11 protein-coding genes are annotated in these 12,959 nt (G+C 34.4%); 6 read left to right on the top strand and 5 right to left on the bottom strand.

Going from position 1 to position 12,959, the window contains the following annotated elements; all coding sequences use genetic code 11:
* Positions 1–23 precede the first annotated feature (23 nt).
* A complete protein-coding gene (locus F1003_RS13270; protein WP_155089926.1) occupies positions 24–1,079 on the top strand; it encodes a helix-turn-helix domain-containing protein in 1,056 nt (351 codons plus the stop codon).
* 95 nt (positions 1,080–1,174) lie between these two features.
* Entirely contained in the window at positions 1,175–2,473 is a 1,299-nt protein-coding gene (locus tag F1003_RS13265) for a carboxypeptidase-like regulatory domain-containing protein (RefSeq protein WP_155089925.1), read from the top strand.
* 74 nt (positions 2,474–2,547) lie between these two features.
* Here F1003_RS13265 and F1003_RS13260 read toward each other — a convergent pair whose 3' ends face one another.
* From F1003_RS13260 to F1003_RS13245, 4 genes are all read right to left on the bottom strand, one after another.
* Complete coding sequence (locus F1003_RS13260) at positions 2,548–3,093, bottom strand: YfiT family bacillithiol transferase (RefSeq protein ID WP_155089924.1); 546 nt, start codon at positions 3,091–3,093, stop codon at positions 2,548–2,550.
* 43 nt (positions 3,094–3,136) lie between these two features.
* A complete protein-coding gene (locus F1003_RS13255; protein WP_162306982.1) occupies positions 3,137–5,434 on the bottom strand; it encodes a TonB-dependent receptor domain-containing protein in 2,298 nt (765 codons plus the stop codon).
* A gap of 7 nt (positions 5,435–5,441) precedes the next feature.
* Positions 5,442–6,326: a FecR family protein gene (locus tag F1003_RS13250; protein WP_155089922.1), complete on the bottom strand. Its 885-nt coding sequence runs from the start codon at positions 6,324–6,326 to the stop codon at positions 5,442–5,444.
* 103 nt (positions 6,327–6,429) lie between these two features.
* Positions 6,430–6,945 carry an RNA polymerase sigma factor gene (locus F1003_RS13245; RefSeq protein WP_155089921.1) on the bottom strand — a complete coding sequence of 172 codons (516 nt, stop codon included), beginning with the start codon at positions 6,943–6,945 and terminating at the stop codon, positions 6,430–6,432.
* Positions 6,946–7,042: 97 nt separating this feature from the next.
* On the opposite strand from F1003_RS13245, the gene F1003_RS13240 reads away from it, so the two are divergent.
* The 4 genes from F1003_RS13240 to F1003_RS13225 all read left to right on the top strand — a co-directional run bounded on the left by F1003_RS13240 (position 7,043) and on the right by F1003_RS13225 (position 12,526).
* A complete protein-coding gene (locus F1003_RS13240) occupies positions 7,043–9,304 on the top strand; it encodes an FIDD domain-containing protein (RefSeq protein WP_155089920.1) in 2,262 nt (753 codons plus the stop codon).
* Positions 9,305–9,490: 186 nt separating this feature from the next.
* Entirely contained in the window at positions 9,491–10,822 is a 1,332-nt protein-coding gene (ffh, locus tag F1003_RS13235) for a signal recognition particle protein (protein WP_155089919.1), read from the top strand.
* Positions 10,823–10,913: 91 nt separating this feature from the next.
* Positions 10,914–11,798, top strand: a complete 885-nt coding sequence (locus tag F1003_RS13230; RefSeq protein ID WP_155089918.1) for a bifunctional 5,10-methylenetetrahydrofolate dehydrogenase/5,10-methenyltetrahydrofolate cyclohydrolase — start codon at positions 10,914–10,916, stop codon at positions 11,796–11,798.
* Positions 11,799–11,806: 8 nt separating this feature from the next.
* Complete coding sequence (locus F1003_RS13225; protein ID WP_155089917.1) at positions 11,807–12,526, top strand: YwaF family protein; 720 nt, start codon at positions 11,807–11,809, stop codon at positions 12,524–12,526.
* Here the strand turns inward: F1003_RS13225 and F1003_RS13220 are convergent.
* The gene (locus tag F1003_RS13220; protein ID WP_155089916.1) at positions 12,519–12,941 is read right to left on the bottom strand and encodes a VOC family protein; all 423 of its coding nucleotides are present in this window, start codon (positions 12,939–12,941) and stop codon (positions 12,519–12,521) included. The genes F1003_RS13225 and F1003_RS13220 overlap by 8 nt on opposite strands.
* Between the last annotated feature and the right edge of the window lie 18 nt (positions 12,942–12,959).

Raw genomic sequence — 12,959 nt, 5'->3', positions numbered from 1 at the left:
TGTATCCAATAAAATAATTGCTCTTGGATATCATTCGATATATACTATTCGCTCAAGTTTTTATAGCCTTTTTTGTAGCTGGTGGTGTTTTTTTTAAGGAACGCAATCTCCGTAATACAACATTGTCTTTGCTTATAGCGCTGGTTGGTTTTCATATTTTATTGTTTTTATACGGTTCGAGTGAGATAGGCATAATCTATCCGAAATTTAGAAGTTGGTTTTATTATGAAGTCGCCATGCTTTTTGGTCCTCTGCTCTTCGTCCATTTGCAGTGTGTTCTTCAAGACAAAAAGAAACTTCGTTTAGTAGATACATTGCATTTAATACCCATTGTTGTTTTTTGGATAGGCTATGGTGATGTGTTGTTAATGGAAAGCCAATTGCGCAATGAATATATCTTAGAGAACTTTGTAAATAGAACCATGCGTTGGAATTACTTTTTAGCCATACAAATGGGTGTTTACGCTATTGGATGTTCCGTATTTCTGTTTTCTAAAAGATTGGTACTGTCAACAGAGCGGATTCAATATGCTTTATTTTTGGTTGTAGCTTATGTGTGTTCTACAATTCTTATTTCCTACCTTACCCATTATGCAGATGGTTGGAGGGATTTTGCGTCGTACTACCTTATACTTACATTAATGATTTTTGGGATTGGCTATCTGTTATTCAAAAATCCAGATTTTCTAAAAAAGATTCGCAAAAAATACTTTAGCTCTAATCTTTCGCAAAAGGATATGATCCGCATAAAATCTAAGATAGAAGACGCATTCAATAACGATCAGCTATTTTTAGATAATAATTTAAGCATTTTAACCCTGGGAAAAGCCTTAAACGAGAAGTCGCACCATGTATCACAAACATTTTCTGTATTGATAGATGAGAACTTTAACGACTATGTTAATAAACACAGAATTGAAACTGCGAAACAACACCTACACGACCCAAAATACGATCACTACAAAATTGAGGCGATTGCTTTAGAGAGTGGTTTTAATAATAAAGTGACTTTCTATAAGGCGTTTACAAAGTTTACCGACGAAACACCTTCAGCTTTTAGAAAGCAAAAAAGAAGTTAAGAATTATCATTATTTACTTTTTAACATTTTGGTTTATAGGCAACTCCATGCATTTTTCGTATCTTAGTAAGGGTTAATTGCTAAATAATTACGCTATGAAAACAATATATTTTTACAAAACTTGTATCAGTACATGCATTGCCATGTTACTAATGACTTTTACTTTAAATGCGCAGTCAGATTTTACTGAGTATAACGGAGTGGTTGTTGATGGAAAATCCAATAGAACTTTAGAGGCTGTTAGTCTTAATGTGAATGAGACCAATATTAGTACAATAACAAATTCTGAAGGTGAGTTTACACTAAAAGTTCCTACTAAGTATTTGGATTCTAAAGTGATTGTTAGCCTTTTAGGTTATAACACACGTGTACTCCCACTTTCGGAGTTATCTAAAGACGGAAACAAAATTAAACTCTATGAAGCTGTAACAGAGTTAACGGCTGTTAGTATTTCTGCTTTTAAGGATGCTGAGAAACTGGTACGTAGAGTTTTTAAGGAAAAGAACAACAACGTTATGAACGAGTCGGTATACATGACTGCTTTTTACAGGGAAACCATAAAACGCCGTAATAGAAATGTATCCTTAACAGAAGCTGTTGTTAATATTTTAAAGCAACCTCATACATCTTCTCAGCGTGATGCTATAAAACTTGGTAAGGCAAGAAAAAGCACAGACTATAAGCGTTTGGATACAGTTTCCGTAAAATTGCAAGGTGGTCCATTCTCCACAATATATTTGGATATTATGAAATACCCTGAATATATTTTTACCGATGAGACCATTAGTAGTTATAGATTTTCTTTTGATTCGCCTTCAACAGTGAATAATAGAAATGTTTATGTGGTTAATTTTAGACCGAGAAATAACGGCTTAAATCTTAACTACAACGGTAAACTTTATATAGATACACAGTCACTGGCATTGGTTAGTGCTAACTACTCTTTGGATGTGAGTAATAAAAGCAAGACCAAAAACCTTCTGGTTAAAAAGAAGCCTAGAGATGTTGTAGTGTACCCATTAGAGGCTAACTATAGAGTAGATTATAAAGCTAAAAATGGAAAATGGTATTACAGCTACTCTAACTTGAGTTTAAAATTTAAGGTGAATAAAAAACGAGAGATTTTCAATAAAGTCTATACGTTATCTAGCGAAATGGCAGTTACCGATTGGGAAATAAATACCTCAGATATTAAGATTAGAAATAAAGACAGGTTAAGACCAACGGTAATAATTACTGATGCTATTTCGGGTTTTTCAGATCCAAATTTTTGGGGACAGTACAATTTAATTGAGCCAGATAAATCTATAGAATCTGCCATAGAAAAAATTAGAAAGAGCATTGAAAAGGAAAAAGAGAGAGAAAGAGAGCAATCTGCTAATGGAACACCTTAAATTTTCATGGTTTGATTATAATTAATAGCAAAAAAGCCCAGAAATTATTCCTGGGCTTTTTGCTAAAAAACGTTTTAATTAAATTCACCTTTATAGCGAAGTGCTTGCTCTATATGTGCAAAATGATGATTACTATGCCAGGCATAAACACCGATGGTTTCTTCTATAGAGTAACGCTTCCCATATTCTGGGTGAACAAACTCTCTTTTTAAATCATCTTTAGAAAAGCTTCTAAGCAATATACCAAGTTTGTTGTGTACTCCCTTAAGTATAGATATGGCATCATCTAGCGGTTCGTTATAGTCAATGAGTTTGGCAAATCGATCTTCAAAATAGGGTTTTATGGTTGGCGAATCTTCCGTTAACGCTAATTTAAATCTTATAATACTATTTATATGGCTATCTGCGCAGTGATGTACAACTTGCCTAATTGTCCAACCGTCAGGTCTGTATTTATAACTAAGTTCTTTGTCACTGAGATTACTGGTCACTGATATAATTCGCTGAGGTAAGGTCTCAATGGCATCAATCCATTCTTGTAAATGTTGTTCTGTAATATGAGAGGGCTTTTCAAACTCACCTATAGGAAATCTCAATTTGTACAATTCTTGTTCAGTCATATAAAAGAGTTTTGAGCTTAAAATTAAACATAAAAAATAAAGGTTAGAAGTTAACTCTAAAACTTAGATTCGGAGTAAATTTTAATGAACGATTATCTATTTCAATGATAGCATCATCTGCGTCAAAAGTGTAATAACGGTTAATGATGTTGGTTTGGTTAAACATATTCCAAACAGAGGCACCAATCTCAGTTTTCACACCTTTCATTAGTTCAAATTTATATATGGCTGAAATATCAGCTCTAAAGTAATCCGGTAATCTCGAACCATTAGGATTACTATATTCAATAACGGAATTAGCATTATTTTGAACATCAGAAGGTTTAGAATATGCACGACCAGAATGCCAATTAAAACCAATACCAATTTTAAAATTATCTAAATTATAGGTTAATGAAGCATTGGCAACGTGAGTTAAATCTACCGTGTTAGGAAAAGCATTGCCGTCATTTATATTGTCAAACTTATAATCATTATTACTTAAAGTGTAGCTCAACCATGTACTAAAATTATTAAAACGTTTATTGACAAGAAAATCGAGACCAGTGATAGTGTAAGAACCAATATCATTGGCAAATTGAAACTGATTTTGAAACCCTTGACTTTGTGCCGTAATATCATCAACATTCTTATAATAGCCTTCTAAAGAAACCAAAAGATTGTTCTGGTTATAACTGACACCAAGTGATATTTGTTGGCTACGTATCAAAGGCACGTCGTCTAAGTTAGAAAGCTGCCAACGACGTTTTTCTATACCGAAAAAATCTTGCTGTAGATCAATAACTTGAGTTATCGACTGACTTTTCAGTTCACCTAATATTTCAACCCTAATATCATCAGAAATTTTTTGATTGAACGCAAAGCGAGGTTCAATAACCAGCTCTTTTAGCTTTTCAAAATAACTAATTCTGGCTCCTAATCTTATATAGGTGTTTCGAGATTTTGAGTAGCGTTCCGTTTCACCAAAAAAAGCATGTGTTCTTATAATTTCTTTTACTAAGCTTGTGAAATCAGGATTGGAAACATCTTCAAAATTTGTGACCGCGACCTCATTAAACTGATAACCTCCTCTAATTTCCGTGTTGTTGTCTACGTTTTGTGATATGTCTATACGCAAGCCGTAATCTTCAACCTTATTTTCTTGTGTCAAAAGCTGGTCATTGGTAATATCATTATTTTGAGCATCTAGATCGTAGTTAGAATAATATAACTGAGCCGAAGCGGAAATATCGTCATTAAATTCTTTTGAATAACTTGTACTAAAGCCATAACTCAACTGGTTTAAGGTGCTTCTTACTTCTTGAAACTCATTATTGGAATTTGTGAATATTTGATTGTAATCGAGATTATTGTAAATATTAAGCAGGTTAATACGAAGTTTAGAGGTTTCATCAATATCATATAAAAACTTAGTATTGAGGTCATAAAATAAAAAACGCTCATCTAGTGCAAGTACGGTGTTTATGTTGTTGGAGGCATTAAGTTCAGAATCCCTGAAAATTCTATCGAAATAGGCATCGTAGGTGGTAGAGGCTAGAACATCTGTAAAAGAACGTCTCGCAGACACTTGTAATTCCATTTTTTTATTCAGCGGAATTTTTGCAAATCCATCAACGCTCAAAAGATTTGCGCCCAATCCACCATTAAATTTATTATCAACTATATTGCTGTTTTTAATGGAAATATTACTTGAGACACCGTTGCCAAATAGTGCACTTGTACCATTTTTCGCAACCCGTATTTCATCAGATAAATAGGGATTAAACGCAGAAATCAATCCAAAAAAATGACCAGATTGGTACATTCTGATGCCTTCGTAGAGAATAAGGTTTTGGTCATTTGTTCCACCTCTTACATTAATGTTAGAAATACGCTCATCGACACTAATAATTCCCGGAAGATTTTGAACAATTTGAAGAACATCAGGCTCAATAAGACCTGGAAGTATATCAAAGGCTTTGGCATCTACGGCAATCGCACCATTATTGGTTTTAGAAATACCCTTGGTTAAATAATTAGTCACAACAACTTCCTCTAGATACTGTATGGTTTTATGCTTTGCACTAATGGCAATAAATCGACTGCTAAGTACTTTAAAATTGAGCTGTGTAATGGATTTTAGTTTGTCCAATGCTTCATCCAATGATAATTCTGCAGACAATGGAGAAACCACAACACCTTCAATAGTTTTGGTTTCATAAGAGAATTTAACGTCGTATCGTTTTTCTAATTGTTCAAGAATGTAGGCAAGAGGTTGTTCTTCTTTATTTTGGCTTTGAGCCAGGTGACAAGAAGTGATGAAAAATAGATATAAAACTACACGCCGTAATAGTTTATTCACATTGAACTCATTTAAACACAATAGAATTTCCAGACTTACTGTAGCTTAAATTTAATGGTATTGTTACGGATTGCAAGGCTAAATCTAAATTATTGTGCGCAAAACTTCCGGTAAATGAGCGAGAAGTATCTACCTTTTCAACAGTTACCTTTATATTGTACTGGTTTTCAAGTTCTGAAATAACGTGTTGTAAAGATGCATTTTTAAAACTGCTTTCACCACGCAACCAAGTTGGTTGCGTAGCGATTTCTTTTTCATTAACAAGTAGCTTCCCATCTATTATTCTTAAACTAAATCCAGGCTTTAATTTCACAAATTCTTCGTTGTTTTTCACGGCTACCAATCCTTCATAACATGTCACTTCAAAGTAGTTTTTACGTTGTTTAACATTAAACTGAGTACCCAAAACACTCACAGTACCATCATTAGTTATAACATCAAACTGTTGTCCTTTGGCCACTTTAAAAAAGGCTTCTCCATCTAATGTTACTTCACGGTTTTTACTCCAATGACTTTCATTAAAACTTAAGTAAGAATTTGCATTAAGCGCAACTGTTGAAGCATCTGGTAAAACAATTTGGGTTTTCTCTGCAATATCAGTATTGACCTTTGTATCTAAAGTCGTTGTGTAATAATAAACACTAAAACAGATGGCCAGTACTGCAGCAATTTTAAGAAGAGGTTTATACCAATCTATAGACTTATTACTGTCTATTTTTGTTTTTAAACCCTTGTAATTATTCTCCATAGAGAACTCTGGAGCCTTAAAATTATTTAAAGCACTATTCATACGGATTAAATCTTTATAATCCTCTAGTTGCTCAAAAGTCTTTTGCTCTTCAGTAGTAAGGTTGTTGTCCAACCATTTTTTTATGAGTTCTTCTCTTTTCATAATGGTAATTCATCTATATAACAGCCAAGCACTAAAAATTCCTACCTTCTAATATTTCCAAATTCCAAAAAATTGAATACTGCGACTAAGACTGGTAACTAAGCTAAAGTCCATCAATATCCTTGCGCAGCTTTTTCAACGCTCCATAAATTCGTTTTTCAACAGCCTTAGTGGAAATATCTAATAGTTCTGCTATCTCTTTAAATCGCTTACCTTCAACTCTGTTCATTAAAAAAGCCACGCGTTGTGCTTCAGTTAAATTAGCGAGTGCATTCTGTAATTTTTGATGATACTCTTTTTCTTGCATTACAAACTCGGGTGATTCGTTTGTAGAGTGCTTTTGAGGTAGCTTTTGATATTTTAAAACCACTTTTTTGTGCGCAACTGCATTAAGCATTAGGTTATTGGCTGTTGTAAACAAAAAGCTCTTTGCTTTGTCTGGTGAAACTTTACTGCAATTCTGCCACAATTTTATAAATGCTTCTTGTACTTTATCTTGTGGATTTAGATTTTCACCAAACTTGTAATACAAGAAGTCATGAAGGTTTTTTGAATGTTTTTTGTACAAACGTTCAAACAGTTGTTCTTCGCAAATATGATTTTGTATGGGTTGGCTCATAACTTTCGCTTCACAAATTATAAATAAATTTTCTAAAGCAAGGGTAGGAAAATCAAAACTAAGATTGTTTTATAATAAATTGATAAAGCTCCCAAAAATGAAAACAACGATCAATCACGCAATCCTACTAGCCTTTTTTGCCCTTTTAACTTTTTCTTCTTGCCAAGATGAGGCAACAGAAGTAAATAGTCCTGATGAACAAGAAGTAATCACACCAAGTTCTCCATTGGCATCATTCATGAGTAATGTTACAGCCAATTACGGAGCGTATGACGATATATTAGATGATGCCAGCTGTTTTTCAATTGAGTTGCCAGTAACCATTATAGTTAGTGATATCACTATAACTATTGAAACTGAAGCTGATTTAGAACAACTCGAAGATTTATTTGAAGAGTTAGTAGATGATGAGGATTTTCTTGATTTCGTATTCCCGATTACCATAATTTTTAATGACTATACTGAAATTGTAATTGAAAATGAAGACCAACTAGAAAACTTTATTAATGAATGTGATGACGATGATGATGTTATAGAATGTATTGATTTTGTATATCCAATTTCATTTTCTGTGTTCAATTCAGATTTCAACATTGTTGATACCGTTACAATAGAAAATGATGAAGCCTTGTATAACTTTCTTGAAGCGTTAGAGGAAGATGACAATGCTCTAATTGTAAGCTTAAACTATCCAGTGACGTTAGAATATGCCAATGGCGAAACCATAGAAGTTAATTCTAACCAAGAACTTTCTGATGCCATAGAAGCAGCAGAGGACGATTGTGATGATGATGACTATGATTGTAATGAGGAAGATATTACGGAACTGTTGATAGAGTGCCCTTGGGATATCAACGATGCCAATAATGATTTTGAAATCCATCAAATGATATTCTATGAAGACGGCACTTTGCAAATAACTGAAGGAGATGCCACAGTTTTCATTGGAGGAAATTGGGAGGTTTATTCAACCGATAATGGTTTAATCTTAAATATAACAGAGCTAACGGCTTATCAAGATGATTTAGGTGGTGAATGGCTAATAGTAGAATGTGATGATGATGAACTAGATATAGTACGTGGAGATTATTCTATTGAATTAGAGCAAGACTGTGAAGGAGATTTAGGATGCTCCATAGCCGAAATAAATGCAAACCTTGGAGAATGTGCCTGGTTGCTAGAAACAAACCTCATCAATACCATAGCAGCGGTTTATGTGTACTTTACACCAAACGGACAGATTTTATTAGATGATGGAGATGGAACAGAATCTCAAATAGGCACTTGGGAACTGTTAGTAGTGGCTAGTAATGTATATATGGACCTTACATTTGAGGATGATTTTGAACTATTAAATGGAGAATGGCAAATCGTTGAATGTGAGGATGACTATTTCTACCTAGTAAATGGTGATAATTATATAGAACTGCAACAAGAATGTGATATCAATCAAGGTAATGAAGTTTTTGACTGTTTCTCTGATTTTGAATTAGTAGAATGCTTGGGTCCAAATAATGAGGCAGAGTTTAACCTCAGTGCTGATACCATTGGATTAATACTTTGTGAATTTAGCTTTATACCTTCATTCCATGAAAGCATAGCTGATACTGAGAATAATGTTAACGCCATTGTAGAAACAGAGTCCTATTGGTCAGAAACCGGACAGGTTTATCTCAGAATAGAAGCTGAAAATGGCAATTTTGAAGTATTTACAGTGTATTTAATTACTGAAGAATGTAACCTGTTTGAATGTTATCAAAGTTTTGATGCTGTATTAGAACAATGTGATAATGGAACAGATGGACCATACACGTTTGATCTTACAACCGCCTTTCACAATTGTAACCCAAGTGCAGATATAGTCACTTATCATGAAAGCCAAGCTGATGCTGAAGCAAACGTAAACGCTATTTCCAATCCAGAGAATTACGCAATGATTGGTGTAGAAGCCGTGGTTTACACAAGAGTTGTAATTGACGACCAGTTTGAAGTATTCCCTGTAATATTAGTAATAGAGGATTGTAATGAAGGTAACTGCACAGAGCAGGAGGTAGATGCCTTTTTAATAAGCTGTATGTGGAATGCAGTGAACTACAATGGCAGTGATAATTTAATGGAATGGAATTTTGATTTTGAAGCTTCAAACAATATCGTTGTCATATATACAGATAACCAAACCATTGATGCATTTTGGTCAACATCACAATCAAATGACGGTGTTATTGTAACATTCTCTAATGTCGCAGGACCAAATATTCAGGCTATAACTGGTGATTGGTTAGTTGTGGAATGTGAAGAAAACCGATTAGAAATGCATAGAGGAGACGATGTCTTGGTATTAGAAAGAACTTGTGAATAAGAAGAAGAACCGCTAAATAAGTTAGTAATTTTAGTAAGTTTAAGTTGATTGAAGAGAGTTGCCAACCGCTGGGTAGCTCTTTTCTTTTGTAAAATTCTCAAATATAGCATAGTAGAATTATAGATATCCCATTCGTTTATCTCTTGTAAATTCTTAAATTTGCAACTTCAAAAAGAGATAAAGATTATGTTTAATAATTTAAGTGATAAGTTAGATAAAGCATTACACGTTTTAAAGGGTCATGGTAGTATTACAGAAGTAAATGTTGCAGAAACTTTAAAAGAAGTAAGACGTGCGCTTTTAGATGCCGATGTTAACTTTAAAATTGCTAAAGATTTTACTAATAGAGTAAAGGAAAAAGCACTTGGTCAAAATGTATTGACTACACTTCAGCCAGGTCAGTTAATGGTTAAAATCGTTAAGGACGAATTAACTGAACTTATGGGAGGCGATGCAGAAGGAATCGATCTTTCAGGTAACCCAAGTGTTATTTTAATGTCTGGTCTGCAAGGATCTGGTAAAACGACATTCTCTGGTAAACTTGCCAATTATCTTAAGAACAAAAAGACAAAGAAACCATTATTAGTAGCTTGTGATGTGTATCGTCCTGCGGCAATTGATCAGTTGCACGTGGTTGGTGATCAAATCAATGTTGAGGTTTATAGCGATAAGGGAAATAGCGATCCGGTTGCTATCGCCCAAGCTGGTATTGCACATGCAAAAGCAAACGGTTATAATGTGGTGATTATAGATACTGCTGGTCGTTTGGCTGTAGATGAAGCTATGATGACCGAAATTTCGAACATTCATAAAGCCATTCAACCACAAGAAACTTTGTTTGTAGTGGATTCCATGACAGGTCAGGATGCTGTAAACACAGCAAAAGCCTTCAATGATATTTTAAATTTTGATGGTGTTATCCTTACCAAGTTAGATGGTGATACCAGAGGTGGTGCCGCGATTTCGATTAAATCGGTAGTTAACAAACCAATTAAGTTTATTGGTACTGGTGAGAAAATGGAGGCGATTGATGTCTTCTATCCGTCACGTATGGCAGATCGTATCTTGGGAATGGGAGATGTGGTTTCTCTTGTTGAGCGTGCTCAAGAACAGTTTGATGAAGAGGAAGCACGAAAACTTCAAAAGAAGATTGCCAAAAACCAATTTGGATTTGATGATTTCTTAAAGCAGATTCAGCAAATCAAGAAAATGGGTAACATGAAGGATCTTATCGGAATGATTCCTGGTGCTGGTAAAATGATGAAAGATATAGATATCGATGATGATGCCTTTAAAGGTATTGAAGCCATTATTCATTCTATGACGCCTGAAGAACGTGCAAATCCTTCAGTAATCAACTCGAGTCGTAAAAAGCGTATTGGTAAAGGTTCTGGTACATCTGTACAAGAAGTAAATCAATTACTGAAACAGTTTACGCAGATGAGCAAAATGATGAAAATGATGCAAGGCGGAGGCGGAAAGCGTATGATGCAGATGATGAAGAATATGCCACGTTAATAGTTGGCAGTTTGGCAGTCCTCAGTTGGCAGTCAAATAAATATAAAACATAACTACTGCAGACTGAATACTGCAGACTGAATACTGAGAAATGACCATACTAGACGGAAGAAAAACAAGCAAGGACATTAAGGAGGAAATCAAAGCCGAAGTTGACAAAATGAAGGCCAATGGCGAAAAGGTGCCACACCTTGCAGCTGTCATAGTCGGTAATGACGGAGCTAGTTTAACTTACGTCGGTAGCAAGGTAAGAGCTTGCGAGCGTGTAGGTTTTGAATCTACAATGGTGCGTATGCCAAATACAACCAGTGAGATAGAGTTATTGGATAAAATTGAAGATCTCAATAATAATGATGACATCGACGGATTTATTATTCAATTACCGTTACCACCTCAAATCAATACGCAGAAAGTTTTAATGGCTGTGCATCCCGATAAGGATGTAGATGGTTTTCACCCAATGAACTTTGGAAAAATGGCATTGGATATGTCTACATTTATTCCTGCGACACCATTCGGAATTTTAGAACTTCTAGACCGTTATGGAGTTGAGACCAAAGGTAAGCATACGGTTGTTATTGGTCGCTCGCACATTGTAGGCCGTCCTATGAGTATTTTAATGGGACGTAAAGGTTTTCCGGGCAATTCGACAGTAACATTAACACACAGTCACACCAAGAACATTACTCAAATTACCTCACAAGCTGATATCATAATTTCGGCATTGGGAATTCCAAAATTCTTAAAAGCTGAAATGGTAAAAGATGATGTTGTTATTATCGATGTTGGTATTACACGAGTACCAGACGATTCTGAAAAAGGGTACTATATTACAGGCGATGTAGATTTTGAAAACTGCAGTAAAAAAGCAAGTTATATTACACCAGTTCCTGGTGGAGTAGGGCCAATGACAATTGCTATGCTTCTAAAGAATACACTATTAGCTAGAGAGCAGCATAGAAAGCATAAACTATAAGCTATCTTATGTTTATAAAGTTACTTTCTATCGCTTTGACTTCTGTAACGATAGGAAGTTTGCAACATATACTGCCCATATTGGTGGCTATTAGTTTTACAATTTCACTTATTAAATATTCTAATAGAAACCTTAATAATAACCAGAAATTCAGGGTAATTCATTTTGTTGCTTGCTTTGTATCCTTGTTTATTATCAGTTTTCATTTATACCGCATCGGTTTTGATAATTACAATTTTAAAACCGATTTACCACTCTACTTATGTAGTTTAATGGCAATGATTATTCCTGTATTTACCTACTATCGTAAATATTGGATTTTCGAAATATTGGTCTTTTGGATAATTGGAGGTACGGTTCAAGGTGTCATAACGCCAGATATAGTAATTGGCTTTCCAAGTTTCGATTATTTTAGATATTGGGTAGTACACTTAGGTTTGCTGTCCATAATTTTCTATTTCATTTTCGTTTTTAAGATGAAACCGACTTTGAAAAGTGTATTTAAATCATTTTTGGCACTTCAGATCTATGTAGTTTTAATGATTATTTTAAACTATCTCTTAGACGCCAATTATTTTTACTTAAATGAAAAACCAAAGTCAGCTTCACTATTGGACTATTTTGGCGAGTGGCCTTATTATATTGTGGTTGGGCAGTTAATAATCATTCCGCTGTTTTTGTTGATTTATTTGCCGTTTTCTGTTTTAGAAAGAAGAAAAATCACTTAGCAAAGAGCTGGCTCATATCTTTAAAAGCCTTAAACTCCAAAGCATTTCCGGATGGGTCTTTAAAGAACATAGTGGCTTGTTCGCCAACTTCACCTTCAAAACGTATATAAGGTTCAATGATGAATTCTATATTTTTTAACCTGAGATTATCTGCAAAAGAATGAAAGTCACTCCAGTTTAAAACTACACCAAAATGCGGAATAGGAACGTTTTTACCATCAACGGCATTGGTGTGCAAATCTTTACTGGAATTTGGTTTGTAGTGGATAACCAATTGATGGCCGAAAAAGTTATAATCTACCCAATGGTCGCTACTCCTGCCTTCTTCAAGATTTAAAGTATGGGTGTAGAAATCTCTACATTCTTCTAAATTATGAACGGGAATCGCGAGATGAAAAGGAGATAGTTTAGTCATGTTTTTTATATAATGAAA

The sequence above is a fragment of the Winogradskyella ouciana genome (assembly GCF_009709615.1).
GTDB lineage: Bacteria > Bacteroidota > Bacteroidia > Flavobacteriales > Flavobacteriaceae > Winogradskyella > Winogradskyella ouciana.
The sequence above is the reverse complement of the archived record's forward strand: the minus strand, read 5'-3'. Positions and strand labels throughout refer to the sequence as shown.